This is a genomic window from Pseudomonas sp. PSPC3-2, from assembly GCF_049897085.1.
Classification (GTDB): Bacteria; Pseudomonadota; Gammaproteobacteria; order Pseudomonadales; family Pseudomonadaceae; genus Aquipseudomonas; species Aquipseudomonas paraveronii.
The window spans coordinates 121,963-147,111 of record NZ_JAFCVO010000008.1; the positions used below are offsets into that span (position 1 = coordinate 121,963).

The window sequence follows — 25,149 nt, forward strand, 5'->3', positions numbered from 1 at the left end:
TTAAATGACCGACTATAAAGCCACGCTAAACCTTCCGGACACCGCCTTCCCAATGAAGGCCGGCCTGCCACAGCGCGAACCGCAGATCCTGCAGCGCTGGGACAGTATTGGCCTGTACGGAAAGTTGCGCGAGATTGGCAAGGATCGTCCGAAATTCGTCCTGCACGACGGCCCTCCTTATGCCAACGGCACGATTCACATCGGTCATGCGCTGAACAAAATTCTCAAGGACATGATCATCCGCTCGAAGACCCTTTCGGGTTTCGACGCGCCTTATGTCCCGGGCTGGGACTGCCACGGCCTGCCGATCGAACACAAAGTCGAAGTGACCCACGGCAAGAACCTGGGCGCCGATAAAACCCGCGAACTGTGCCGTGCCTATGCCACCGAGCAGATCGAAGGGCAGAAGTCCGAGTTCATCCGCCTGGGTGTCCTGGGCGACTGGGCCAACCCGTACAAAACCATGGACTTCAAGAACGAAGCCGGTGAAATCCGCGCCTTGGCCGAAATCGTCAAGGGCGGTTTCGTGTTCAAGGGCCTCAAGCCCGTGAACTGGTGCTTCGACTGCGGTTCGGCCCTGGCTGAGGCGGAAGTCGAGTACGAAGACAAGAAGTCCTCGACCATCGACGTGGCCTTCCCGATCGCCGACGACGCCAAGCTGGCCGAGGCCTTTGGCCTGGCAAGCCTGGCCAAGCCGGCCGCCATCGTGATCTGGACCACCACCCCGTGGACCATCCCCGCCAACCAGGCGCTGAACGTACACCCGGAATTCACCTACGCCCTGGTGGATGTCGGTGATCGCCTGCTGGTGCTGGCCGAAGAGATGGTCGAGGCCTGCCTGGCTCGCTACGAACTGCAAGGTTCGGTGATCGCCACCACCACCGGCACCGCGCTGGAGTTGATCAATTTCCGTCACCCGTTCTACGACCGCCTGTCGCCGGTGTACCTGGCTGACTATGTTGAACTGGGCGCCGGCACCGGCATCGTTCACTCCGCTCCTGCTTACGGCGTAGACGACTTCGTGACCTGCAAGGCTTACGGCATGGTCAACGACGACATCTTGAATCCGGTACAGAGCAACGGTGTTTATGCGCCGTCCCTGGAATTCTTCGGCGGCCAGTTCATCTTCAAGGCCAACCAGCCGATCATCGACAAGCTCTCGGAAGTCGGCGCGCTGCTGCACACCGAGACCATCAAGCACAGCTACATGCACTGCTGGCGCCACAAGACCCCGCTGATCTACCGCGCCACCGCGCAGTGGTTTATCGGAATGGATAAAGAACCGACCAGCGGCGACACCCTGCGTAACCGCGCGATCAAAGCCATCGAAGGCACCAAGTTCGTCCCGACCTGGGGCCAGGCGCGCTTGCACTCAATGATCGCCAACCGTCCGGACTGGTGCATCTCCCGCCAGCGCAACTGGGGCGTGCCGATCCCGTTTTTCCTCAATAAGGAAAGCGGCGAGTTGCACCCGCGTACCGTCGAACTGATGGAAGTCGTGGCCCAGCGCGTTGAGCAGGAAGGCATCGAAGCCTGGTTCAAGCTGGACGCCGCCGAGCTGCTGGGCGACGAAGCGCCGCTGTACGACAAGATCAGCGACACCCTCGATGTGTGGTTCGACTCCGGCACCACCCATTGGCACGTGCTGCGCGGTTCGCACCCGATGGGTCACGAAACCGGCCCGCGCGCCGACCTGTACCTGGAAGGTTCGGACCAGCACCGTGGCTGGTTCCACTCCTCGCTGCTGACCGGTTGTGCCATCGACGACCACGCACCGTACCGCGAACTGCTGACCCACGGTTTCACCGTCGACGAAAACGGCCGCAAGATGTCCAAGTCCCTGGGCAACGTGATCGCGCCGCAAAAGGTCAACGACACCCTGGGCGCCGACATCATGCGCCTGTGGGTCGCCTCGACCGATTATTCGGGCGAGATGGCCGTGTCGGAGCAGATCCTGCAGCGCAGCGCCGATGCCTACCGTCGTATCCGTAATACCGCACGCTTCATGCTGTCGAACCTGACCGGTTTCAACCCGGCCACCGACATCCTGCCGGCCGAGGAAATGCTCGCCCTGGACCGTTGGGCCGTGGACCGTACCCTGTTGCTGCAACGCGAGTTGCAGGAGCACTACGGTGAATACCGCTTCTGGAACGTCTATTCGAAGATTCACAACTTCTGCGTGCAGGAGCTGGGCGGTTTCTACCTCGACATTATCAAGGACCGCCAGTACACCACCGGCGCTAACAGCAAGGCGCGCCGCTCGGCGCAGACCGCGCTGTATCACATCTCCGAAGCGTTGGTGCGCTGGATCGCGCCGATCCTGGCCTTCACCGCCGACGAACTGTGGGAATACCTGCCGGGCGAGCGTAACGAGTCCGTGATGCTCAACACCTGGTACGAAGGCCTGACCGAACTGCCGGCCGACTTCGAATTGGGCCGCGCATACTGGGAAGGCGTGATGGCGGTGAAGGTTGCCGTGAACAAGGAGCTGGAAGTCCAGCGTGCGGCCAAGGCCGTCGGTGGCAACCTGCAAGCCGAAGTCACCCTTTTTGCCGAGGAAGGCCTGAGCGCCGACCTGGCCAAGCTGAGCAACGAACTGCGCTTCGTGCTGATCACCTCCACTGCGAGCCTGGCGCCATTCGCCCAGGCCCCGGCGGACGCCGTGGCCACCGAAGTACCTGGCCTGAAGCTCAAAGTCGTCAAATCGGCCTTCCCCAAGTGCGCCCGTTGCTGGCACTGCCGTGAAGATGTCGGCGTGAACCCTGAGCATCCGGAAATCTGCGGTCGTTGCGTCGACAACATCTCTGGTGCTGGCGAGGTTCGCCACTATGCCTAACGCCAGTCGTTTCGGACGTCTTGGCTGGCTCGTATTGAGCGTGCTGGTCCTGGTCATCGACCAGGTCAGCAAGGCTCACTTCGAGGGCACCCTGGAGATGTTCCAGCAAATCGTGGTGATCCCGGATTACTTCAGCTGGACCCTGGCCTATAACACCGGCGCGGCGTTCAGCTTCCTTGCCGATGGCGGCGGCTGGCAGCGCTGGTTGTTCGCCCTGATCGCCGTGGTGGTCAGTGCGGTGCTGGTGGTCTGGCTCAAGCGCCTGGGTCGCGATGACACCTGGCTGGCCATCGCCTTGGCACTGGTGCTGGGTGGTGCACTGGGCAACCTGTACGACCGCATCGCCTTGGGCCATGTGATCGATTTCATTCTGGTGCATTGGCAGAATCGCCATTACTTCCCGGCGTTCAATTTTGCTGACAGCGCCATCACCGTCGGTGCAATCATGCTGGCACTCGATATGTTCAAAAGTAAGAAAACCGGAGAGACCGTTCATGACTGATCAGGTATTGGCTGAACAACGCATCGGCCAGAACACGGAAGTCACCTTGCATTTCGCATTGCGCCTGGAGAATGGCGACACGGTCGACAGCACGTTCGACAAATCCCCGGCTACCTTCAAGGTGGGCGATGGCAACCTGCTGCCGGGTTTTGAAGCGGCCCTGTTCGGCTTCAAGGCTGGCGACAAGCGCACCCTGCAGATCCTGCCGGAAAACGCCTTTGGCCAGCCCAACCCGCAGAACGTACAGATCATCCCGCGTTCGCAGTTCCAGGACATGGACCTGTCGGAAGGCCTGTTGGTGATTTTTAACGATGCGGCGAATACCGAGCTGCCGGGTGTGGTCAAAGCCTTCGATGATGCGCAAGTGACCATCGACTTCAACCACCCGTTGTCCGGTAAAACCTTGACGTTTGACGTAGAAATCTTCGACGTTAAAGCGCTCTAACTGACAACGCGGTTCAAAATGTGGGAGCGGGCTTGCTCGCGATTGCTGACTGACATTCAGTAAATCTGTTGGCTGATACACCGCTATCGCGAGCAAGCCCGCTCCCACATTTGCCCGCGTCGTTATATAGAGATCAGCCGCGCCCGCGGTTGCAATGATCCAATTTCTTGCGCTGCAAGACACGAGGCACAGCATGCAAATCAAACTCGCCAACCCCCGTGGCTTCTGCGCCGGCGTGGACCGGGCGATCGAAATCGTCAACCGCGCCCTGGAAGTCTTCGGGCCGCCAATCTACGTGCGCCATGAAGTCGTCCACAACAAATTCGTGGTCGAAGACTTGCGCGCTCGCGGCGCCATCTTTGTCGAAGAACTCGATCAGGTGCCGGACGACGTCATCGTAATCTTCAGTGCCCATGGCGTATCCCAGGCGGTACGTACCGAAGCGGCAGGCCGCGGCCTGAAAGTATTCGATGCCACCTGCCCGTTGGTCACCAAGGTGCATATCGAAGTCGCGCGCTACAGCCGCGATGGCCGTGAATGCATCCTGATCGGCCACGCCGGCCACCCGGAAGTCGAAGGCACCATGGGCCAGTACGACGGTAGCAACGGTGGCGCGATCTACCTGGTGGAAGACGAAAAAGACGTCGCCAGCTTGCAGGTACACAACCCTGAGCGTTTGGCCTTCGTCACCCAGACCACCTTGTCCATGGATGACACCAGCCGGGTGATCGATGCCCTGCGCACACGCTTCCCTGCGATTGGCGGCCCGCGCAAGGACGACATCTGCTACGCCACGCAAAACCGCCAGGATGCGGTCAAGCAACTGGCCGATGAATGTGATGTGGTGTTGGTTGTCGGCAGCCCTAACAGCTCCAACTCCAACCGCCTGCGTGAACTGGCTGAACGCATGGCCACGCCGGCGTACCTGATCGACGGCGCCGAGGACATGCAGCGCAACTGGTTCGATGGCGTCGAGCGTATCGGCATCACGGCGGGCGCCTCGGCGCCGGAAGTCCTGGTGCGCGGCGTGATCCAACAGTTGCAGGCCTGGGGCGCCACAGGTGCCGATGAGTTGGCCGGTCGTGAGGAGAACATCACTTTCTCCATGCCCAAGGAGCTGCGGGTTCGTTCGCTGCTCTGAGTCCCAGGGTGTCGAGCGAGCCCTGGCATAATGCCTGCTCGGTTTTATCTCGGCGCAGGCTGATGCGCCCGCTGGGGGCCAGCACTACTTGAAACAGGCTTTGTGCCTGGTCCGTGGCGCATACATGCACGGTGCCGGCACGAAAGCCCCCGCCAGCAAAGACCGGCTCGCCTAGCCCGCTGAAGCGTACCTGGCTCCTGACCGGTCCATTGCCCACGATCTGCACGCGCCCATTGTCCTGGTGCTCCAGCAGCACGGGATTATCGTCGTCCAGATGGCCGCGCCCGCTCAGATCCACGATCACCCGCCAGCCTCGGCTCCAATCATCGTCCACGGCATGCATGACTACCGTCCGGTTGCGTGCGATGGCTTCGGTGCGCGCATAGCGCAGGCCGCCAACCAACGACTGGGCAGCGCTTTGTCGCTGCTGGGATTCCAGCAAGCCCCTGAAACTGGGTACCGCCAACTGCGCAAGGATGCCGCTCAGGATAAGCCCGAGCAGTAGCTCGATCAGTGTGAAACCTCGCTGTGTCATGTGCCGTCCCTCCGTGGACGTGATGGATTCTCAGATGGCATGCCTAGGTATAGCGTCCAGCTCGTGGTGTTGAATGCTGGCCTTTATGTCCAAAGTATTTCCCTTTGTTCCGGGAGCAGCGCAGGCCAAAAACCGGCGCTAGTCTTGGGCCGCACAGCAGGGTTTTCCTGCTTTTTTTCCGGCCTTCGATAGGGATGACGACGGTAATGCTTGCTTGCCCGACTGCCTTTTTTCGACCTTTAACTGCCCACCACCAAACCGGCATGACCCTGATCGAGGTGGTGGTGGCGGTGCTGATTCTCGTGATCGGCCTGTTGGGGGTCGCGGTGGTCCAGCTCAACGCGCTCAAGTACACCGACAGCTCGCGGATGGCCAGCCAGGCGAGCTTTATCGTCTACGACATGCTGGACCGTATTCGCGCCAACTCCGGCGCCGACTACTCGTGGGCGCGAAGCGAGCGTGCGCCACCGTTCACGTCGACGGCCAGTGTGCGTGACCTCGACCTGCACGATTTCGAGGCCAATATCATCGGTTTCGCCGGCGATAGCGGCAGTGGCTCGGTGGTCGTGCGTGCCAATGAAGTGATCGTCAGCATCAGTTGGGATGACGCCAGGGGGGCAAAAAATGCAGGGGCGAGGGAAACGTTCACGCTCACCAGTCGCGTCGCCGACGAATCGCAGGTGATGCAATGAAGCGGCGGGTGCTGGGTTTCAGCTTGCTGGAGTTGTTGCTGGCATTGACGCTTGGGCTGGTGCTGAGCCTCGGGGTCAGCCAAGTCGCCATCAGCGCTCGAACGACCCATGCCAGCCAGCAGGCCGCCATGCTGCTGCAGGATGATGCGCGGTTTGCGCTCGGCAAACTGATTCAGGACATTCGCCTGGCGGGCATGTTTGGTTGCCTGGATACGGCGTTGATCGAAGGTGCGCCGTTGGCCTTCGAACGGCCCATCAGTTGGAGTGCCACGGGCGCTTCAAGGTCGCTGACCCTGGTTAGCGCCGAGGTCGGTGAGGACGGCGGCAAGCCGGATTGGACTGTGTTGTCCGACTGCTCAGGTTCCGCCCACGCTTATGCCGGCACCCCACCCCCTGCTGCGCCGGGGCAGATACGCTTTGCGATACGTCAGCTTACCTACACCTACGAGGCTGGCCAGTTGAAAGTCAGCACCCCGGCAGCTCCGGCCAAGACAGTACTGGTGGACAACGTGCAGGCGTTCGAGATCAGTTTCGGCGTGGCGGCCAAGCCTGACTCGACGCATGTGGTGCGATATGACCCCGGCCCGGCCGACGAATCGCTGATACGCAGTGTGCGCATCCTGTTGACGCTGCAAGACCCGGCAGGGTTGGTGAAGGCGCAAACCTGGAGCGTGGTTGCGGCGCTGCGTAACCGGCTGGGGTAGGGCGACCATGGCGCTGTTTCGCATTGTTGAACGACGGCAGGCGGGCATGGTGCTGCTGATCAGTCTGGTGTTCCTGTTGTTGCTATCGCTGATCGGATTGTCTTCGATGCAAGGTGCGGTGTCCCAGCAGAAGGTCGCCAGCAGTGTCTGGCACCGCAACCAGTCGCTGCAAAGTGCCGAAAGTGGCCTGAGGCTGGGGGAGGCGAGTGTGCGTCAGGCCGGTGGTGCGGGGCCTGTGTGCTCGTCGATCATCACCTGCGCGCCGCCGCGCGAGTCGTCTTCGGTGATAAGCCCTGGAACCCATCCCGTTTCGGCGGTGAACTGGGTTGCCATGAGCGGCGGTCTCTACGCTGTTCAAGCGCTCGGGCCGGCGGTGGGGCTGGTTCACTTGCCCCCGCAGATGCCGGCAATGGTGTATCGAATCACGGCGGTGGGGCTCAGTGGCCAGTCGCGCACGGTGCTGGAGGCCATGTATGCAAGGGTGGATGAAGGCGGGCGCTCGCGGTTTCGGCGAGTGATGTGGCGGCAACTTTATTAAGGAGCAGTGCAATGGGCATGGATAGCCAGGGTTTTACGTTGATTGAATTGCTGATCGCCGTAGCGATCATCGCTGTGCTGGCCGGTATCGCTTATCCGGGGTATGTCGGCCATGTAAACAGGGCCTACCGCGCGGAAGTTGTCGTGCTGTTGACCGAGCACGCTCAGCATCTGGAGCGGTATTACACGAAGAACGCCAGTTTTATTGATGCAAGCGGCGTCAGCGTTGGCAATGATCGCTATAGAATCACTGCAGTATTGAACCCTCAGGATTTCAGCCTGCTGGCCACACCTGGCGTCGACTCTGTCATGGCGGGCGACGCGTGCGGGGCATTCAGCCTGACCAGTTCCGGTGTGCGAACCAATCCGGGAGCGGCGCCGGGAATGTCACGCAAGGCGTGCTGGGGGCAGTGATGGGTGTGCTGAATGAGTGGGCGCCGAGTGCGCTTTTCCCTTTTTATCGGCTGGATCAAATGATGGCTAAGCAACAGCGAGTGGTGGTTGTCGGTGGCGGAGTAATCGGCTTGTTGACGGCGTTCAATCTGGCGACCCAGGGGCAGGCGGTCGTACTGCTGGAGCGCTCGGAGCTCGGGCAGGAGTCCTCGTGGGCAGGTGGCGGCATTGTCTCGCCACTGTATCCATGGCGCTACAGCCCGGCGGTCACGGCTTTGGCCCATTGGTCCCAGGACTTCTATCCACAACTGGCCGAGCGCTTGTTTGCTGATACCGGCGTTGACCCTCAGGTTCACACCACCGGCCTCTACTGGCTGGACCTGGAAGATGAAGCCGACGCATTGGCCTGGGCCGCGCGCGAAGGGCGACCATTGAGCAAGGTGGCTGTGTCGGCCGTCCATAATGCGGTTCCGGTGCTCGGCGGTGGCTACTCCCAGGCGATCTACATGGCGAATGTGGCGAATGTGCGCAACCCGCGCCTGATCAAATCCCTCAAGGCGGCGCTGCTGGCGCTCCCTGGCGTGACGGTTCACGAGCAGTGCGAAGTTGACGGGTTTGTGTTGGACGGCGACAACGTCGTCGGGGTGAATACGCCCACTGGGCCGGTTCTTGGTGATCAGGTCGTGCTTGCTGCGGGTGCCTGGAGTGGGGAATTGCTGGGCAAACTGGGATTGTCACTGCCGGTTGAGCCGGTCAAAGGCCAGATGATTCTGTACAAATGCGCCTCGGACTTTCTGTCGAGCATGGTCCTTGCCAAGGGACGTTATGCGATCCCCCGTCGTGACGGGCACATTCTGATTGGCAGTACCCTGGAACATCAAGGGTTCGACAAGACGCCGACCGAATCGGCGCTGGAGAGCCTGAAGGCTTCGGCCGTGGAGTTGATTCCCGCCTTGGCGGATGCCGAGGTGGTGGGCCATTGGGCGGGCCTGCGGCCAGGCTCGCCGGAAGGTATTCCCTACATCGGCCCGGTCCCTGGTTTCAACGGGCTGTGGCTCAATTGCGGGCATTACCGCAACGGCCTCGTGCTGGCGCCTGCGTCCTGCCAGTTATTCGCCGATTTGCTGCTGGAGCGCACGCCGATCATCGACCCCGCACCCTATGCGCCGGCAGGTCGGATCAACGTTGGATAGCTTTCGGCCCTTGTTCCAGGTGCGCCTGGGTGCAATACCATTCTTGCCGTGAGCTCAGTGCTCGGTCCTGCGGCAGATGCACGCCGCAGTGGGCGCAGCGCACCATCGGCGTGGCGTCGGGTTCGCCGGAGCGCTGCTGTTTGATGGCCGGGTTTTTGAATTTGCGCCAGAACCATACCGCAGCAGCAATGACGGCAATCCAGAACAGTAGACGAACCATGATGGGTAGTTTCTCGACAAGGAATGCGCCAGTTTAGCCAAGGACGCGGCAGGCGCACAGCGCAATAATGCTTGCGCATAAAAAAGGGAGCCCCGAGGGGCTCCCTTTTTACATTGCGTCGAATGATCAGTCGAACACGCCGAAGGTCATGTAGCTGAACCACGAGCGATCCTGGTTGTTGCCCAGGGCTTGGGGGGCTTCTTCTTCGATCACATTGCCATTTTCATCATGGGGCTTGAGGTCCGCAGGGATGGCTTCCTTGGCGTCCTGGTACTGCTTGATCACGTCCTGGTTGGCGCGGGTTTCGCCCGGCGGCAGCGGTGGGCGGGACTCGATGAGGCCCAGGGTGTACTTGCTCAGCCACGAATGGTTGTCGGCTTCGGCAACCTGAGGTACGAACTGGCCGTCTTGCAGGCTTGGGTGGTCCGGGTAGTTGAGTTTCAGGGTTTCCAGGCTGGTGGTCGCCAGGGCGTCCAGGTGCAGGCGCTGGTAAGCCTCGGTCATCACCGCCAGGCCGTCACCCACGGAAGGGGTTTCCTGGAAGTTTTCCACTACATAGCGACCACGGTTGGCAGCGGCCACGTAGGCCTGACGGGTCAGGTAGTAGTGAGCCACGTGGATTTCGTAGGCGGCCAGCAGGTTGCGCAAGTAGATCATGCGCTGCTTGGCGTCCGGCGCGTAGCGGCTGTTGGGGTAGCGGCTGGTTAGCTGGGCGAACTCGTTGTAGGAGTCGCGGGCAGCGCCCGGGTCACGCTTGGTCATGTCCAGCGGCAGGAAGCGCGCCAGCAGGCCCACGTCCTGGTCGAACGAGGTCAGGCCCTTGAGGTAGTAGGCGTAGTCCACGTTCGGGTGCTGCGGGTGCAGGCGGATAAAACGCTCGGCGGCGGACTTGGCAGCTTCCGGCTCGGCGTTCTTGTAGTTGGCGTAGATCAGCTCGAGCTGTGCCTGGTCGGCGTAGCGTCCGAACGGATAGCGCGACTCCAGGGCCTTCAGCTTGGCTGTGGCACTGGTGTAGCTATTATTGTCCAAGTCTTTTTGAGCTTGTTGATAAAGCTCGACTTCGCTCAGGTTTTCGTCGACGACTTCCTTTGTTGACGAGCAAGCAGCAGTCATGGCGAGGATGGCGATCAGCAGCAGGTGTTTCACTTGCATGGCGGCTTGCGTCCCTATGACGGCCGCTGTCTTGGGCGGGGCCGTCCTGTTATGATGAGCGCCCCGTTGAAAGCATCGGGGCAAAAGACGCCGTATTTAACCACAAGCGCGCAGCCGAAACCAAAGGCTGTGCCACGCCTAGTCTGAGCATGTCCGATAAAATTGAACTTCGCGCAGAGGTGCCGTCCGAATTGGGCGGCCAACGCCTCGATCAAGTCGCCGCACAATTATTCGCTGAGCACTCGCGCTCGCGCCTTTCCGCCTGGATCAAAGACGGCCGCCTGACTGTGGATGGAGCGGTTATCCGCCCGCGAGACATAGTCCATGGCGGTGCGATTCTTGAGCTGACTGCCGAGCAGGAAGCCCAGGGAGAATGGGTCGCCCAGGACATCGAGCTGGACATCGTCTATGAAGACGACGACATCCTGGTCATCAACAAACCCGCAGGCCTGGTGGTTCACCCGGCGGCCGGGCACGCTGATGGCACCTTGCTCAATGCCCTGTTGCACCACGTGCCGGACATCATCAATGTCCCGCGCTGCGGCATCGTACACCGCCTGGACAAGGACACTACCGGCTTGATGGTGGTGGCCAAGACCATTCAGGCCCAGACGCAGTTGGTTACACAGTTGCAGAGTCGCAGCGTCAGCCGGATTTACGAGTGCATCGTAATCGGCGTCGTGGTGGCGGGTGGCAAGATCAACGCGCCTATCGGCCGTCACGGCCAGCAGCGCCAGCGTATGGCGGTGATGGAAGGCGGCAAACAGGCCGTTAGCCACTACCGTGTGCTGGAGCGTTTCCGCTCCCACACCCATGTGCGGGTCAAGCTTGAAACCGGCCGTACCCACCAGATTCGCGTACACATGGCGCACATCAACTTCCCGTTGGTCGGAGATCCTGCCTACGGTGGTCGCTTCCGTATTCCGCCAGCGGCCAGTGTCACCATGGTTGAATCGCTGAAATCCTTTCCGCGCCAGGCGCTGCATGCGCGTTTCCTGGAGCTGGATCATCCGACGAGCGGTAAGCGGATGAGCTGGGAATCGCCTCTGCCGGACGATTTGGTCTGGTTGCTGTCGCTACTCAAGCAGGATCGCGAGGCATTTGTCGGGTGAGTAACTGGCTGATTCCTGACTGGCCCGCGCCGGTTCAGGTCAAGGCCTGCGTCACCACCCGTGCGGGCGGCGTCAGCCTGGCGCCGTTCGACAGCCTCAACCTGGGCGATCACGTCGAGGACAGCCCTGAGGCTGTGCTTGAGAACCGCCGTCGCCTCACCGAAGCCTTTCATATCCAGCCGGCGTGGCTGCGCCAAGTCCACGGAGTGAGCGTGGTCGAGGCCGACCCCGGGCGCATTGCCGAAGCCGATGGCAGTTGGGCCAGTACGCCGGGCATCGCCTGCACCTCCATGACTGCTGATTGCTTGCCTGCGCTGTTCTGCAACCGCGCCGGCACGCGCGTCGCCGCCGCTCATGCGGGTTGGCGTGGCTTGGCCGCAGGCGTGCTGGAAGCCGCAGTCGAAAGTCTGGAAGCCGAGCCTGCCGACATACTAGTCTGGCTGGGCCCGGCCATTGGCCCGCAAGCCTTCGAAGTCGGCCCGGAAGTGCTGGAAGCGTTCGTGCAGCAACTGCCGGGCACCGCCCAGGCCTTTGTGCCCAGCCGCAATCCCGGCAAGTTCATGGCCGACATCTACCAACTGGCTCGTCTGCGCCTGGCCGCACGCGGTATCACTGCTGTTTATGGTGGCGGGCTCTGCACTGTGAGCGATCCGCGCTTCTTTTCTTATCGTCGCAGTCCACTTACGGGTCGGTTCGCCTCCCTTATTTGGCTGGAGCGCTAGACTCTTCTGATCTACGTCAATAGTTGGAAGCTTGAATCTCCCAGAATCGACCACATCTATAGTGCTATCTGGCAGGTTTCTTCATTCAGGATGTGTTTGTAGCTCCGGCCTGCTCAAAAGGAAGGTGACTAATGCGTATTGATCGTTTAACCAGTAAATTGCAATTGGCCTTATCCGACTCCCAATCCCTGGCGGTTGGCCTCGACCACCCGGCCATTGAGCCCGCGCACTTGATGCAGGCGCTCCTGGAACAGCAAGGTGGTTCTATCAAGCCCTTGCTGATGCAGGTGGGCTTCGACGTCAACAGCCTGCGCAAGGAGTTGAGCAAAGAGCTCGACCAACTGCCGAAAATCCAGAATCCTACCGGCGACGTGAATATGTCCCAGGATTTGGCGCGCCTGCTCAATCAAGCGGACCGTCTGGCCCAGCAGAAGGGCGACCAGTTCATCTCCAGCGAGCTGGTGCTGCTCGCCGCCATGGACGAAAATAGCAAGCTCGGCAAATTGTTGCTGGGCCAGGGCGTGAGCAAAAAAGCCCTGGAAAACGCCATCAACAACCTGCGTGGCGGCGAAGCGGTGAACGACCCCAACCACGAGGAGTCGCGCCAGGCCCTGGATAAATACACTGTCGACCTGACCAAGCGCGCCGAAGAAGGCAAGCTTGACCCGGTGATCGGCCGTGACGACGAAATTCGTCGCACCATCCAGGTTCTGCAGCGTCGCACCAAGAACAACCCAGTGCTGATCGGGGAGCCTGGCGTGGGTAAAACCGCGATCGCAGAGGGCTTGGCCCAGCGCATCATCAACGGTGAAGTGCCAGACGGCCTGAAAGGCAAGCGTTTGCTGTCCCTGGACATGGGATCGCTGATCGCCGGCGCGAAATTCCGTGGCGAGTTCGAAGAGCGCCTCAAATCCCTGCTTAACGAGCTGTCGAAGCAGGAAGGGCAGATCATTCTGTTTATCGACGAACTGCACACCATGGTCGGCGCCGGTAAAGGCGAAGGCTCGATGGACGCTGGCAACATGCTCAAGCCTGCCTTGGCGCGGGGCGAGTTGCACTGTGTCGGTGCCACTACGCTCAACGAATACCGCCAGTACATCGAGAAGGATGCGGCCCTTGAGCGGCGCTTCCAGAAAGTGTTGGTGGAAGAGCCGAGCGAAGAAGACACCATCGCGATCCTGCGGGGCCTGAAAGAACGCTATGAGCTCCACCATAAGGTGGCGATCACTGACGGCGCGATCATTGCGGCGGCTAAATTGAGCCATCGCTATATCACCGACCGGCAACTGCCCGACAAAGCCATCGACCTGATCGACGAAGCGGCCAGCCGTATCCGTATGGAGATCGACTCCAAGCCGGAAGTGCTCGACCGTCTGGATCGGCGCCTGATTCAGCTGAAAGTCGAATCCCAGGCACTGAAAAAAGAAGAGGACGAAGCGGCGAAAAAACGCCTGGAAAAACTCCAGGAAGAAATCCTCCGTCTGGAACGCGAGTATTCGGACCTCGAGGAAATCTGGAACGCGGAAAAAGCCGAAGTACAGGGTTCGGCGCAGATCCAGCAAAAGATCGAGCAGTCGCGCCAGGAGCTGGAAGCCGCACGCCGTAAGGGTGACCTGAACCGCATGGCCGAGTTGCAGTACGGGGTGATCCCGGACCTGGAGCGCAGCCTGCAGATGGTCGACCAGCATGGACACAGCGAGAACCAATTGCTGCGCAGCAAGGTGACCGAGGAAGAAATTGCCGAAGTCGTCTCGAAGTGGACCGGTATCCCCGTGTCGAAAATGCTCGAAGGCGAGCGCGACAAGCTGATGAAGATGGAAAGCCTGTTGCACCAGCGCGTGATCGGCCAGGAAGAGGCGGTGGTCGCGGTGTCCAACGCGGTGCGGCGTTCCCGTGCCGGGTTGTCCGACCCTAATCGTCCGAGTGGCTCGTTCATGTTCCTCGGCCCGACCGGTGTGGGTAAGACCGAGCTGTGCAAGGCCTTGGCCGAGTTCCTCTTCGATACCGAAGAGGCCATGGTACGGATCGATATGTCCGAGTTCATGGAGAAACATTCCGTGGCTCGCCTGATCGGCGCCCCACCGGGCTACGTAGGCTACGAGGAAGGCGGTTACCTGACCGAAGCGGTACGGCGTAAGCCTTACTCGGTGATCCTGCTGGATGAGGTCGAGAAGGCCCACCCGGATGTGTTCAACATCTTGCTGCAGGTGCTGGAAGATGGCCGGCTGACGGACAGCCACGGGCGTACTGTGGATTTCCGCAACACGGTGATCGTGATGACCTCCAACCTGGGCTCGACACAGATCCAGGAACTGGTGGGTGATCGTGAAGGCCAGCGCGCCGCTGTGATGGATGCGCTGACCTCGCACTTCCGCCCGGAATTCATCAACCGGGTCGATGAAGTGGTGATCTTCGAGCCGTTGGCACGGGATCAGATCGCGGGTATCACCGAGATCCAGTTGGGTCGTCTGCGCGGCCGTCTGGCCGAGCGCGAGCTGTCGCTGGAGCTGAGCCGCGAGGCGTTGGACAAGCTGATCGCGGTCGGTTACGACCCGGTGTATGGCGCACGGCCATTGAAGCGTGCGATCCAGCGCTGGATCGAAAACCCGCTGGCGCAGTTGATTCTGTCGGGCAGCTTTATGCCAGGCACCAGCGTCAAGGCCACGGTGGAAAACGACGAAATCGTCTTCCACTGAGTCCAGTCCATAGGGCTATAAAGGGAAGGCCTCGCATTGCGAGGCCTTTTTTTTCGATAGGGCGTTGAACTGTAAGGCAAAGACTTGTAAAGTGCGCCCCGCAGCAACGTCAGCCCACGGGTTTCTTCTCCCCAAGAAGAAATCAGAAAGAAGCGCAAATCATTGTCTTAAAAGCAATTTAAAGGGTTGACAGGGGTTTTTAAGATTGTAGAATAGCGCGCCTCAGAGACGCTAACGTAGCGATACGGAAGGGTCGAAGAGAAGGTTACATCGCAGTAAAAGTTGTACATTTGAAATGTGTAGTTCCGTGATAGCTCAGTCGGTAGAGCAAATGACTGTTAATCATTGGGTCCCAGGTTCGAGTCCTGGTCACGGAGCCAATTTCAAAACCGGGGTATAGCGCAGTCCGGTAGCGCGCCTGCTTTGGGAGCAGGATGTCAGGAGTTCGAATCCCCTTACCCCGACCATTTTTGGGTCGTTAGCTCAGTTGGTAGAGCAGTTGGCTTTTAACCAATTGGTCGTAGGTTCGAATCCCACACGACCCACCATTTTTGAGACCAGTTAGCGCTGGAATCAGATCTTAAGATCAGCGGCCAAAAGCCTTGATCGCAGAAGGCGGCTGAGAGGTCGCCTTTTTTACCGGGGTATAGCGCAGTCCGGTAGCGCGCCTGCTTTGGGAGCAGGATGTCAGGAGTTCGAATCCCCTTACCCCGACCATATTAAAAATCCTCGTATCGAAAGATACGGGGATTTTTTTTGCCTGAAATTATCTCAAATCCAACACAAAACTAATGTGGGAGGGGGCTTGCTCCCGATAGCAGTGTGTCAGCCACTCATTATTTAGCTGACTCACTATCATCGGGGGCAAGCCCCCTCCCACATTGACCGCGTGTTTAGTGAAGTTTGAGACGTGGCTCGGTTCCGCGCCCAATCCGGCTGCCCAGCATCAGCATTGCCGTGCGGAAGACGCCATACAGCGCCATTTGGTGCATGCGGTACAGCGACACATAGAACATCCGCGCCAGCCAGCCCTCCAGCATCACGCTGCCTGTCAGGTTGCCCATCAAGTTACCCACCGCCGAGAAGCGCGACAGCGAGATCAGCGAGCCATAGTCGGTGTACTTGTACGACGGCAGGTCCTTGCCTTCGATCCGCAGTTTCAACGATTTGGCCAGCAATGAAGCCTGCTGGTGCGCAGCTTGGGCCCGTGGCGGTACGTTGCGGTCGGTGCCGGGTTGTGGGCAGGCGGCGCAGTCACCGAAGGCGAAGATGTTTTCATCGCGGGTGGTTTGCAGCGTCGGCAGCACCTGTAGTTGATTGATGCGGTTGGTTTCCAGGCCGTCGATGTCCTTGAGGAAGCCCGGCGCGCGGATGCCGGCGGCCCACACTTTCAGGCTGGCCGGAATCACTTGGCCGCTGCTGGTGATCAGTGCGTCGGCCGTCACTTCGCTGACCGCCGAATTGGTCAGCACCGTCACGCCGAGCTTCTCCAGGGTTTTATGCACAGGCCCGCCGATCCGCTCCGGCAGGGCAGGCAAGACCCGTGGGCCGGCTTCGATCAGGGTGATGTGCATGTTTTCCGGTTTGATCCGGTCCAGTCCATAGGCCGCGAGTTCATGGGCGGCGTTATGCAGCTCGGCCGCCAGTTCAACCCCGGTGGCGCCGGCGCCGACGATGGCGACGCTGATTTTTTCGACCACGTCGGTTTGCCCAGCATGGGCGCGCAGATAGTGATTGAGCAGTTGCTGATGGAAGCGCTCCGCCTGTTTGCGCGTGTCGAGGAACAGGCAGTGTTGCGCCGCGCCTTCGGTGCCGAAGTCGTTGGTGGTACTGCCGACCGCGATCACCAGGCTGTCGTAGTCGAGCACGCGTGCAGGCACTAGCTCGCGGCCTTCTTCGTCGAGGGTCGCGGCCAGTTGGATTTTCTTCTGTTCACGGTCGAGCCCGCTCATGCGCCCCAGCTGGAACTCGAAGTGGTTCCATTTCGCCTGGGCGACATAATTGAGTTCGTCTTCCGAAGAGTTCAGGGAGCCGGCGGCCACTTCGTGCAGCAGCGGTTTCCAGATATGGGTCAGGTTGGTGTCCACCAGCGTGATGCTGGCGCTGCCGCGCTTGCCCAGAGTGTTACCCAGGCGGGTAGCCAACTCCAGGCCGCCGGCACCGCCGCCGACGACAATAATACGATGGGTCATGGGGATATCTCGCAAGGCTAAAAAAAATCGGAGCAGTTACCCCCGCGAGCGCCAGGCAGCTCATAGCGTCAGGTAACTCAAAAGGCGGCTCAGCAGGCCGAGCCCGATCACCACCACCAGCACCACGCCAAGGAGCAGCCACGGCCGGAAAGGCTTGCGCTCGACTCGGTTCTGGGAGAGTTGCAGGTACTCTTCGACATGCTGTTGGTCGTCGGGGTTCAGGCGGCTGGTCATATAAGGCCTCGTCAGGTAGACGTTGCAAAAGGGCGCCACGTTACAGTCAGGCGGTTGGCGATATCGCCATAAGCGTAGCCTGTGCCCGAGTCATAGGCTGATGCCTACGTCGAACACGATGCTGCGGCCCAGATTGTTGCGCAAGAAGTCCGGCGCGTCCGGGTGGGCGAACAGCACCCGGGCAAACGTCGGTCCCACCAGCGACAGCGAGCGCCAGCCCTGGCGCAGGTATTCGGTGGGCGGCGGGAAATGACTGTTGAGGTCCAGCACCTCGCGCTTGAGGCTGGCGAAGGCGACGAGATCCAACTCGCCCAGGTCCATCCCACGTTCCTTGTAGTTGTGCGCTTTTTTGCGCAGGGTCGGCGCCAGGCGCAGCAGGAATTCATGGGCCGGAATCCGCCGTGGCTTGGCTTCGCGCCTGACCAGTTGGCTGAGGGAGAATGCACTGCGTCGGCGCAGCAATTCGTCGCGCCATTCGTCGTTCAGGCGGCGTCCCTCGTCCAGCACGAAAAACACCTCGAAACTGGCGTCACGAAACAGCACGTCCGGCGGTTCTTGCCCGGCGGCATGAAACTCTTCGGCGCGGTACGGCACGTTCAGGCCTTGCAGCAGGCGCTGGCAGACCCAACGCTCACGCTCCCATTTGCGGGCATTGGACAGGAACGCATTGGCTTGTTCGGCTGCTACGGTGAGCAGGCGCAAATAATCTGAGTCATCCATGCGTGCAGCTTAGCGCCCAAATGTGATCTTAAAAACAAACTCTATCGCGAAAGGATAAAGTCTACCGGCCACTATTTTGTATCTTGTTATCATGAGAAACAATAATGCTAAGCTGATGTACAAATTTCAGAGTGCGCGCTGTTCTATCAACGTCAGCGGTGTTCTCTAGATCCCATCATTTTTTGGCAGGATGCCCTGATGAGTTTTGAGTCGGCCCACTTCGTCCAGGTGCCTCCAGAGAAATTGCGCGGCTTCTTCGCGGCGGCCGGACTCGATGAGGTCGAGCAACTGGATGTGTTCCTGACATTGCGTCACAAGGCGACTGCGATCGATATTCGCTTTGTAGCCCATGAAACGCCGGAGCTGGTTCTGCTGGCGCAGGGCATCAATGAAAAAGACATTCCCCGAGCACTGCACGATCAGTTCGTGAAATTGGGCGCCGATCTGGAACAGTTGGGCGCGGGACAGCGTGTTGATCCCCCCATCAATCAGGGCCTGTTGCTGCTGCCTGGCGCTGGCAAATGCGGCTTGGTTTACCTGATAGCCGGGTTCGAGCAGGGCGGCTGGCTCGATAGCCATGCGGAAGCGGTAGCTCTGGATGTGAGCCTTCGTGTTATGCACGAAGTCTTTGAGCTCCCATCCTTGCCCCGGTTTGCGCTCCACCATGGCTTCGCCAGCCTGTCTGTTCAACACCTTGAGCAATTGCCCTCGGGGCACTTCGTAACGCCGCAACAGCTGAGCTTCGAAAAAGTGGCCAGGTATTTCGCCAGCCAAAACGTCGTCGACTACGCGAAGATAAAAGTCTTCGAAAGGGTCGCTGGCGAGAGGGAATGCGGATGCCTGGATCTCCCCGGCGTCTTGTTTCAGAAAGTAGCTGCGATTGGGCTCTTGGGTCGCAAGATTCCACTCGGCAAGCAAGGCAAACACTCGTCGGATAGGCGAGCGCGAAACACCCAGCGCTTGCGCGAACGTCTGCTCGCGCAAGGGCTCACCGGCCCGCATCGACCTGGCGCGAAGCATGTCGATGACGTGCGGCGCCAACTGCAAGGCAAGGTCTTTCTTGATCACAGGCTCTCTCTCGAATGGTCGGCGTCAGTCTGTTCCTATCGGGGCCGGGCCCCCTATCGAACTGGGGTGGGAAAATACCATACCAAGCCGCGCCGAGTGTCTGCGCCAAAGGCACAGGCACGTGTTGAACAACCTTTGTGAAGCTCCTTTCCAGGACGGATACCTGCCCTCTGCTTAAATTCAACGCTCACCTTGGCTTTCAATTCAATGAATTGCCATTCCTGCAACGCATCGAAGCCGCCGCCGCCGCTGGTTTTCGCGCGGTTGAATTCCCGTCGCCTTATGAGTTCGACGCGAGCCTGCTGGCTGATCACTTGGGTCAACACAACCTGCCGTTGATTCAATTTGCTGCGCCGACCGGCGTGACCAAGGGCATCGCGGCGTTGCATGGCAAGGAAGATGATTTTCGTAGCGGCTTGCTCCAGGCCGCCAGCTATGCAAAGGCGCTGGCGTGTTCGGACGTCCACATCATGTCGGGCATTACCACTCAGGATGACGCGGCGCTCGTGTACGGCGGAAACCTGGAGTACGCGGTGAAATACCTTGAAGACCAGGGTTTGCGTCCACTGATCGAAGTCATCTGCGTGCAGGAAATGCCGGGCTATTACATGTCCGACTTCAGCAAGGCGCAGCAAGTTCTGGAGACTTTCCCGAGTGTCGGGCTGATTCTTGATCTGTACCACGCCCAGCGCCTGACGGGAGACGCGGCTGATGTCCTGGCTCGTTTTTATGAGCGAACCGTTCATGTGCAAATCGCCGACTGTCCGGGTCGTCACCAGCCGGGGACGGGGAACATGGACGTCTGCGCCTTGTTCACAGCACTAGAGCAACGCGGTTATCAGGGATGGATCGGCTGTGAATACCGTCCTACCGGCCTCACGGTTGAAAGCCTGGATTGGATCAAGCGGTTCAGTGGTTAGTTAGCGATGCGTAGAAGGCGCGACTAAAGGCGGCGAGTGTGTCCTCGGAGACAGCGTCCTCTTGCCGCTCCCATCCATTCAGACCTTAGAAAGTCCCTGCGCTAAAGCCCGGTGTAGACTGTCGACTCGACGTTCTCCCAAGCATGAGGTGTGCAGTGAAGTTTTTCGCAGTGCTGGTGTTGAGCCTGTTGCCCGTGTGGGCCCAGGCGGTTGAAGTGGGTGAGCGCGTGGCACCCTGGACGCTGCTGGATCAGTTCGACCAGGCTTACACCCTGGATGACCAGGCACAGATCTTGTTAGTGGCCCGTGGCATGGATGCCGCCAAGCTGGTAGACGCGGCCCTGCAGGGCCAGCCCAAAGGCTATCTTGAAGCGCGGCATGGGGTGTTTGTCGCGGATATCCAGCGTATGCCTCGGCTGGTCGCCAAGCTGTTCGCGGTGCCGGCCATGCAGTCCTACAACTACCGAGTCATGCTGGACCGGGACGCACGCATCGCTCCGCGTTATCCCGCGCCTGTGGATAAAGTGCTATGGCTGCAATTGGATAACGGCAAGCTGACCGCGCGCCACGAGTATGGCTCTGCTGCTGAGCTGCGTGAGGCACTGGAGCAGGTGAAACTGTGATCAGTGCGGCGGTGCTGGCGCCGCAAACCCTCAGCATCGGCTGGCTGTTGTACGCGCCAGTGCTGCTATGGGCGATCCTGCGTTCGCCATGGGTCGAGCTGTTTGCTGACCGGCGGCGTCAGCACTTGCTGTTCGGTACGGTGTTCGCGTTATTCATGCTGTGGTTGGTGAGGCGCGACTTCGATACGGGGGTCTCCTACCACTTTATCGGCATGACGGCCGTGACCCTGCTGCTCGACTGGCCGCTGGCAATCGTCGGCGGTTTTGCCGCGCAGATGGGCTTGCTGTTACTGGGCCGCCAGGACCTGGCCGCAGTGGGTATCAACGGTCTGCTGTTGATCGTGCTGCCGGTGTTGGTCACTGAAATCTGCGCGGTGTTTGTCGAGCGGGCACAACCGCGCAACCCCTTCGTCTATATCTTCTGTTCCGGTTTTTTTGCCGCCGCATTGTCGGCCTTGCTCTGCCTGTTGGCAGGGCTGGGGTTGCTGTGGTTCGACGGGCGTTTCGCGATGCCGGAATGGCTCGAGGATTTTGTCGGTTACCTGTGGCTGATTATCTTTCCCGAGGCCTTCATCAACGGCATGGTGATCAGCGCCCTGGTGGTGTTTTGCCCGGAATGGCTGGAGACATTCAACCGCACCCGTTACCTCTCGGCGCCCTGGAAAGATGACGATTCGCAGACTTGACCCAGATCAAATCGCGCCCAGCTTGGCTGGCCCATGCTTTGTGAAACTTTTCCTGAGCAAGGTGGGAGCGCGGATCATGAGTGTGTATGAATGGGCACGTCAGGAGTTGCACAGAAGCCAGGACGCGGCACAAGAAATCGGTTTTGACCCAGGCTTGACCTTGCGCGCGATGCTCAGCGCGGTGGTGCAGCAGAGCAAGGGTGTGCGCAGTTTCGAAGACCTGGCCGACGAGCTGCAATACCTTGCAGAGAACCTCGACGACCAGCAGGAATATGCCTTTATGCGGCCTTAATGGCGCGGTGGCAGATCTTCGGAAAACAGCTCGTCTTCGGCGTCCTGATCTGCGGGGATCTTATGTTCCTCAGCGGCCCAGGCACCCAGGTCGATGAGTTTGCAACGGTCCGAGCAGAACGGCCGGTTGGGGCTGGTCGCGTTCCATTCCACGGGGGCGCCGCAGGTTGGGCATTCGACGGTCAAGGGTTGGCTCATGATCGGCCTCCACGCAAAGTAAGGTAAAAGTGGTGCAGTCGTTCGACCTCGCTGTGCAACCAGGCGAGGTCGCGGTCGTTGACCAGCACGTCATCGGCATGGTTCAGGCGCTCTTCGCGGCTGGACTGGGCCTTGAGTATCGCCTGCACCTGTTGTTCGCTGATGCCGTCGCGCTGCAGGGTACGCTGAATCTGCACGGATTGCGGCACGTCGATCACCAGGATGCGTTGGGTCATGCTGTGCTGGCCGGATTCGATCAGCAGCGGCGATACCAGGATCGCGTAAGGCGAGCGCGCACGCGCCAGGTGGTTGCGAATCTCCTCGCCAATCAACGGGTGCAGCAAGGCTTCCAGCCAGCGGCGCTCTTGCGGCACTTCAAAGATCAACTTGCGCAATGCGGCGCGGTCCAACTGGCCGTCGGGCTGCAGCACGCTGGCACCGAAGTGTTCGACAATACTGGCGAGTGCCGGCCGGCCAGGCTCGACCACCCAGCGGGCGGCGTGATCTGCATCTACCAAGTCTACGCCGAGGTCGCTGAAGTGCTGGGCCGCAGCGCTCTTGCCGCTGCCGATGCCGCCCGTAAGGCCAAGAATCCAGGGTGTTGCAACAGGAGTGGTCATCTGAAACCGACAGACTGCAAATAGAAGTCGGTTATTTGACCACCCCAGAGCACGGCAATCCAGCCGGCAATTGCCAGATAGGGACCAAACGGCATCGGCGCAGAGGCCTGGGTCTTGCTCCGGCGCAGCAGGATCAGCCCGCCGCACACGCCCGCCAGCGATGAGATCAGCAACGTCATCGGCAGGATTTGCCAGCCGCCCCAGGCGCCGAGCAGCGCCAATAACTTGAAGTCGCCGTAGCCCATGCCGTCCTTGCCGGTGGCCAGCTTGAACAGCCAGAACACCGTCCACAGGCTCATGTACCCGATCACCGCGCCCCACAGTGCGTCGGGCAGGGGCACCAGCAACTCAACACTGTTAAGCATCAGCCCCAGCCACAACAGCGGCAGGACCAGTACGTCGGGCAGCAGTTGGTGGTCCACGTCGATCAGGCTCATTGCCAGTAAGCCCCAGCTCAATAGCATCACCGCGCCGGCTTGCCAGCCAAAGCCGAAATGCCAGGCCACCACGGCCGAGATCACTCCGCACGCCAGTTCAGTAAAGGGATAACGTGCACTGATCGCTTCGCGGCAATGTGTACAACGGCCCCGGAGCATCAGGTAGCTGAGCAGCGGGATGTTTTCCCAGGGCCGAATCGGCTGATTGCAGTGCGGGCAGCAGGAATTGGGCTGCATCAGGTTGTATCTCGGCCCGACGGGGTCGCCGGGCAAACCGAGCACCTCATGGGCCTGTGCGCGCCATTCGCGTTCGAGCATTTTCGGCAGGCGCCACACCAGCACGTTGAGGAAACTGCCCACGATCAGGCCCAGCACCAGAGCCATGACGACAAAGGCCCACGGCTGCTGGCTCAGCAACAGGTTCAAAATGCCGTACCGAGTTGGAAGACCGGCAAGTACAGGGCGATTACCAGGGCGCCGACAATCCCTCCGAGCACCACCATGATCAGCGGTTCCATCAGGCTGGTGAGGTGGTCGACCAGGTTGTCGACGTCAGACTCGTAGTGGCTCGCGACCTTTTCCAGCATGTGCTCCAGGTTGCCGGATTCTTCACCAATCGCCGTCATCTGGATCGCCATGCCGGGAAACAGGCCGCTGGAGGCCATGGATCGGTTCAACGGCATGCCTGTGGATACATCGTGACGCATATGCTCGATAGCCTGTTTGAATAGCTGGTTGCCGGCAGCGGCGGCCACTGAATCCAGGGCCTGTACCAACGGCACTCCGGCCGCGAAAGTAGTCGAAAGCGTGCGGGCGTAACGGGCGACTGCCGACTTTTTCAGCAGTGTGCCTGCCAGGGGCGCTTTCAACAAACCGGCATCCAGCCAATGGCGAAAACCAGGCGATGCGCGATAGGCCTGGCGCAACCCGAAACCTCCCGCGCCCAGGCTGAGCGCCAGCATCCACCACGCTTGTTGCAGGAACTCGGACAAGGCAATCACTTGCAGGGTAAAGCCGGGCAGCTTGCTGTCGACGCCGGCGAACAGGTTCTGGAACTGCGGCACCACATGGATCAGCAAGAGACTGCTGACAAGGCTGGCGACGGCGATGACGGCAATGGGGTAGGTCATGGCTTTCTTGATCCTGGCCTTGAGCCGCTCGCTCTTTTCCAGGTGAACCGCCACTCGCTCCAACAGGGTTTCCAGGGCGCCGGCCTGCTCACCTGCTGCCACCAGGTTGCAGTACAAATCATTGAAGTAACGCGGCTGTTTGCGCAATGCCGACGCCAGGTTATTGCCGGCGCCGATCTCCTGTTTCAAGCCATTTACCAGCCTGTACAGGTGGCGGTTGTCGAAGCCTTCGCTGATGACGTCGAAGGCTTGCAGTAACGGAATGCCGGCCTTCAGCAGCGTCGCCAACTGGCGGGTGAACAGGGCAATATCCGCCGGTTTGATCGGCGGAGTGAGGCTTGGCAGGCCGCGAGATTGCTTGCGCACGCGGGCAGGGAAAATCCCTTGCTGGCGCAGTTGTGCCTTGATCAGCGCGAGGTCGTGGCCGATGGCTTGCCCGGTCACCCTGCGTCCCTGGCGGTTGATGCCTTCCCAGGCGTATGTCGTGGAAGCGTTGTTCATGTCTCTGTTCCGCACACAGGTTGTCGAATCTTTATAGCGTAGTCAGGTGACGGATTCGGACTGCTCGGCGTTCAACGATAAAATGTCAGATTGTGCGTCTTCTACGCGATTGGCCGCTCGTGGGTGAGTACACTGGCGCGGCTGCACAATACGGGGCGCAGGACGCGCCTTGTCATGGGTTTTATTCTGGAGAGCAATGTGATGCGTCAGAAAGGTTTTACTTTGATCGAGTTGTTGATCGTCGTGGCAATCATCGGCATTTTGGCCACCATTGGCTTGCCCATGTACACCACGCACCAGGCCAAGGCCAAGTTCACGGCGGGGTTGGCTGAAATCACAGCGTTGAAAGCCGGCTATGAGGATGTATTCAACCAAGGCACGGCGCCTACCGTGCCATTGATCGGTGGCACCAGCCCGACGGCCAACTGCAAAATCGATGTGACTGGGGATGTCGCCACCGGCGCCGGTTCCATCGGTTGCGAAATACTCGACGCCCCGGCACCGATACTGGGCAAGACCATCACCCTGACGCGCAGCGCCACCGCCGGCTGGAAATGCACCACGACGGCAGAGGCCAAGTACGCCACCAAAGGGTGTGGCGCCGACGGGGCATGACTGCTAAACCCTCCACACGGACGTAAAGGTGGCT

General features: G+C 60.1%; 28 protein-coding genes and 4 tRNA genes. 21 read left to right on the plus strand and 11 right to left on the minus strand.

Annotated elements, in window-relative coordinates; translation table 11 throughout:
* Window positions 1-4: 4 nt before the first annotated feature.
* From ileS to ispH, 4 genes are all read left to right on the plus strand, one after another.
* Entirely contained in the window at window positions 5-2,836 is a 2,832-nt protein-coding gene (gene ileS / locus ACP7CJ_RS15160; protein WP_276196462.1) for an isoleucine--tRNA ligase, read from the plus strand.
* A complete protein-coding gene (lspA, locus tag ACP7CJ_RS15165) occupies window positions 2,829-3,338 on the plus strand; it encodes a signal peptidase II (protein ID WP_247396698.1) in 510 nt (169 codons plus the stop codon). The genes ileS and lspA overlap by 8 nt, the downstream gene beginning before the upstream one ends.
* 7 nt (window positions 3,339-3,345) lie before the next feature.
* Window positions 3,346-3,783, plus strand: a complete 438-nt coding sequence (locus ACP7CJ_RS15170) for an FKBP-type peptidyl-prolyl cis-trans isomerase (RefSeq protein WP_247396717.1) — start codon at window positions 3,346-3,348, stop codon at window positions 3,781-3,783.
* Between the two features lie 193 nt (window positions 3,784-3,976).
* Complete coding sequence (gene ispH, locus ACP7CJ_RS15175; protein WP_276196463.1) at window positions 3,977-4,924, plus strand: 4-hydroxy-3-methylbut-2-enyl diphosphate reductase; 948 nt, start codon at window positions 3,977-3,979, stop codon at window positions 4,922-4,924.
* On the opposite strand, the gene ACP7CJ_RS15180 is transcribed toward ispH, so the two are convergent.
* Window positions 4,878-5,459, minus strand: a complete 582-nt coding sequence (locus tag ACP7CJ_RS15180) for a GspH/FimT family pseudopilin (RefSeq protein ID WP_276196464.1) — start codon at window positions 5,457-5,459, stop codon at window positions 4,878-4,880. The two genes, ispH and ACP7CJ_RS15180, sit on opposite strands and share 47 nt — an antisense overlap.
* 206 nt (window positions 5,460-5,665) lie before the next feature.
* Here ACP7CJ_RS15180 and pilV point away from each other — a divergent pair, with 206 nt between their 5' ends.
* The 5 genes from pilV (at window position 5,666) to thiO (ending at window position 8,978) form a co-directional block, all read left to right on the plus strand.
* Window positions 5,666-6,151 carry a type IV pilus modification protein PilV gene (pilV, locus tag ACP7CJ_RS15185; RefSeq protein WP_426100753.1) on the plus strand — a complete coding sequence of 162 codons (486 nt, stop codon included), beginning with the start codon at window positions 5,666-5,668 and terminating at the stop codon, window positions 6,149-6,151.
* Window positions 6,148-6,855, plus strand: a complete 708-nt coding sequence (locus ACP7CJ_RS15190) for a prepilin-type N-terminal cleavage/methylation domain-containing protein (protein ID WP_276196466.1) — start codon at window positions 6,148-6,150, stop codon at window positions 6,853-6,855. Before pilV ends, ACP7CJ_RS15190 begins: the two co-directional genes overlap by 4 nt.
* Window positions 6,856-6,862: 7 nt before the next feature.
* Complete coding sequence (locus tag ACP7CJ_RS15195; protein WP_276196467.1) at window positions 6,863-7,393, plus strand: PilX N-terminal domain-containing pilus assembly protein; 531 nt, start codon at window positions 6,863-6,865, stop codon at window positions 7,391-7,393.
* Between the two features lie 11 nt (window positions 7,394-7,404).
* On the plus strand, window positions 7,405-7,806 hold the full coding sequence (locus tag ACP7CJ_RS15200) for a type IV pilin protein (protein ID WP_276196468.1): 402 nt from the start codon (window positions 7,405-7,407) through the stop codon (window positions 7,804-7,806).
* Window positions 7,807-7,868: 62 nt separating this feature from the next.
* Entirely contained in the window at window positions 7,869-8,978 is a 1,110-nt protein-coding gene (gene thiO / locus ACP7CJ_RS15205; protein WP_276196469.1) for a glycine oxidase ThiO, read from the plus strand.
* Here the strand turns inward: thiO and ACP7CJ_RS15210 are convergent.
* Together ACP7CJ_RS15210 and ACP7CJ_RS15215 are read right to left on the minus strand one after the other, a co-directional pair.
* Entirely contained in the window at window positions 8,965-9,198 is a 234-nt protein-coding gene (locus ACP7CJ_RS15210) for a PP0621 family protein (RefSeq protein ID WP_253393346.1), read from the minus strand. The genes thiO and ACP7CJ_RS15210 overlap by 14 nt on opposite strands.
* Window positions 9,199-9,324: 126 nt before the next feature.
* Window positions 9,325-10,350, minus strand: a complete 1,026-nt coding sequence (locus ACP7CJ_RS15215) for an outer membrane protein assembly factor BamD (RefSeq protein ID WP_276196470.1) — start codon at window positions 10,348-10,350, stop codon at window positions 9,325-9,327.
* A 149-nt stretch (window positions 10,351-10,499) separates the two neighbouring features.
* Between ACP7CJ_RS15215 and rluD the strand changes: the two genes are divergently transcribed.
* From rluD to ACP7CJ_RS15250, 7 genes are all read left to right on the plus strand, one after another.
* Window positions 10,500-11,462 (plus strand): 23S rRNA pseudouridine(1911/1915/1917) synthase RluD, encoded by a 963-nt coding sequence (gene rluD / locus ACP7CJ_RS15220; RefSeq protein ID WP_247396680.1) that lies wholly within the window; start codon window positions 10,500-10,502, stop codon window positions 11,460-11,462.
* The gene (pgeF, locus tag ACP7CJ_RS15225; RefSeq protein ID WP_426100751.1) at window positions 11,459-12,184 is read left to right on the plus strand and encodes a peptidoglycan editing factor PgeF; all 726 of its coding nucleotides are present in this window, start codon (window positions 11,459-11,461) and stop codon (window positions 12,182-12,184) included. Before rluD ends, pgeF begins: the two co-directional genes overlap by 4 nt.
* 131 nt (window positions 12,185-12,315) lie before the next feature.
* On the plus strand, window positions 12,316-14,880 hold the full coding sequence (clpB, locus tag ACP7CJ_RS15230) for an ATP-dependent chaperone ClpB (RefSeq protein ID WP_276196472.1): 2,565 nt from the start codon (window positions 12,316-12,318) through the stop codon (window positions 14,878-14,880).
* A 304-nt stretch (window positions 14,881-15,184) separates the two neighbouring features.
* Window positions 15,185-15,260: transfer RNA gene (locus tag ACP7CJ_RS15235), tRNA-Asn, on the plus strand.
* Window positions 15,261-15,270: 10 nt separating this feature from the next.
* A tRNA-Pro gene (locus ACP7CJ_RS15240) sits at window positions 15,271-15,347 on the plus strand.
* Between the two features lie 5 nt (window positions 15,348-15,352).
* A tRNA-Lys gene (locus ACP7CJ_RS15245) sits at window positions 15,353-15,428 on the plus strand.
* Between the two features lie 92 nt (window positions 15,429-15,520).
* Window positions 15,521-15,597, plus strand: a tRNA-Pro gene (locus ACP7CJ_RS15250).
* A 176-nt stretch (window positions 15,598-15,773) separates the two neighbouring features.
* Here the strand turns inward: ACP7CJ_RS15250 and ACP7CJ_RS15255 are convergent.
* From ACP7CJ_RS15255 to ACP7CJ_RS15270, 4 genes are all read right to left on the minus strand, one after another.
* On the minus strand, window positions 15,774-17,072 hold the full coding sequence (locus ACP7CJ_RS15255; RefSeq protein ID WP_276196473.1) for an NAD(P)/FAD-dependent oxidoreductase: 1,299 nt from the start codon (window positions 17,070-17,072) through the stop codon (window positions 15,774-15,776).
* Window positions 17,073-17,132: 60 nt separating this feature from the next.
* A complete protein-coding gene (locus ACP7CJ_RS15260; protein WP_016976295.1) occupies window positions 17,133-17,306 on the minus strand; it encodes a DUF3094 family protein in 174 nt (57 codons plus the stop codon).
* A gap of 90 nt (window positions 17,307-17,396) precedes the next feature.
* Window positions 17,397-18,026, minus strand: coding sequence for a DUF1780 domain-containing protein (locus ACP7CJ_RS15265; RefSeq protein ID WP_076016478.1), 630 nt, complete (start codon window positions 18,024-18,026; stop codon window positions 17,397-17,399).
* 165 nt (window positions 18,027-18,191) lie between these two features.
* Window positions 18,192-19,094, minus strand: coding sequence for an FCD domain-containing protein (locus ACP7CJ_RS15270; protein WP_426100749.1), 903 nt, complete (start codon window positions 19,092-19,094; stop codon window positions 18,192-18,194).
* A 170-nt stretch (window positions 19,095-19,264) separates the two neighbouring features.
* Between ACP7CJ_RS15270 and ACP7CJ_RS15275 the strand changes: the two genes are divergently transcribed.
* From ACP7CJ_RS15275 to ACP7CJ_RS15290, 4 genes are all read left to right on the plus strand, one after another.
* Window positions 19,265-20,014: a hydroxypyruvate isomerase family protein gene (locus ACP7CJ_RS15275; RefSeq protein ID WP_426100827.1), complete on the plus strand. Its 750-nt coding sequence runs from the start codon at window positions 19,265-19,267 to the stop codon at window positions 20,012-20,014.
* Window positions 20,015-20,169: 155 nt separating this feature from the next.
* Window positions 20,170-20,637 carry an FAD/FMN-containing dehydrogenase gene (locus ACP7CJ_RS15280; protein ID WP_276196475.1) on the plus strand — a complete coding sequence of 156 codons (468 nt, stop codon included), beginning with the start codon at window positions 20,170-20,172 and terminating at the stop codon, window positions 20,635-20,637.
* The gene (locus tag ACP7CJ_RS15285) at window positions 20,634-21,323 is read left to right on the plus strand and encodes an energy-coupling factor ABC transporter permease (RefSeq protein ID WP_426100747.1); all 690 of its coding nucleotides are present in this window, start codon (window positions 20,634-20,636) and stop codon (window positions 21,321-21,323) included. The genes ACP7CJ_RS15280 and ACP7CJ_RS15285 overlap by 4 nt, the downstream gene beginning before the upstream one ends.
* A 76-nt stretch (window positions 21,324-21,399) precedes the next feature.
* Window positions 21,400-21,615, plus strand: a complete 216-nt coding sequence (locus ACP7CJ_RS15290; protein WP_247396658.1) for a hypothetical protein — start codon at window positions 21,400-21,402, stop codon at window positions 21,613-21,615.
* Here the strand turns inward: ACP7CJ_RS15290 and yacG are convergent.
* From yacG to ACP7CJ_RS15310, 4 genes are read right to left on the minus strand one after another with little or no spacing between them, the layout of a single operon-like run.
* A complete protein-coding gene (gene yacG, locus ACP7CJ_RS15295) occupies window positions 21,612-21,812 on the minus strand; it encodes a DNA gyrase inhibitor YacG (RefSeq protein ID WP_276196477.1) in 201 nt (66 codons plus the stop codon). The genes ACP7CJ_RS15290 and yacG overlap by 4 nt on opposite strands.
* Entirely contained in the window at window positions 21,809-22,432 is a 624-nt protein-coding gene (gene coaE, locus ACP7CJ_RS15300; RefSeq protein ID WP_276196478.1) for a dephospho-CoA kinase, read from the minus strand. Before coaE ends, yacG begins: the two co-directional genes overlap by 4 nt.
* A complete protein-coding gene (locus tag ACP7CJ_RS15305; RefSeq protein ID WP_276196479.1) occupies window positions 22,429-23,295 on the minus strand; it encodes a prepilin peptidase in 867 nt (288 codons plus the stop codon). The genes coaE and ACP7CJ_RS15305 overlap by 4 nt, the downstream gene beginning before the upstream one ends.
* Window positions 23,292-24,500, minus strand: a complete 1,209-nt coding sequence (locus tag ACP7CJ_RS15310; RefSeq protein WP_276196480.1) for a type II secretion system F family protein — start codon at window positions 24,498-24,500, stop codon at window positions 23,292-23,294. Before ACP7CJ_RS15310 ends, ACP7CJ_RS15305 begins: the two co-directional genes overlap by 4 nt.
* 201 nt (window positions 24,501-24,701) lie before the next feature.
* Between ACP7CJ_RS15310 and ACP7CJ_RS15315 the strand changes: the two genes are divergently transcribed.
* Window positions 24,702-25,115, plus strand: a complete 414-nt coding sequence (locus ACP7CJ_RS15315; RefSeq protein WP_276197897.1) for a pilin — start codon at window positions 24,702-24,704, stop codon at window positions 25,113-25,115.
* Window positions 25,116-25,149 lie beyond the last annotated feature (34 nt).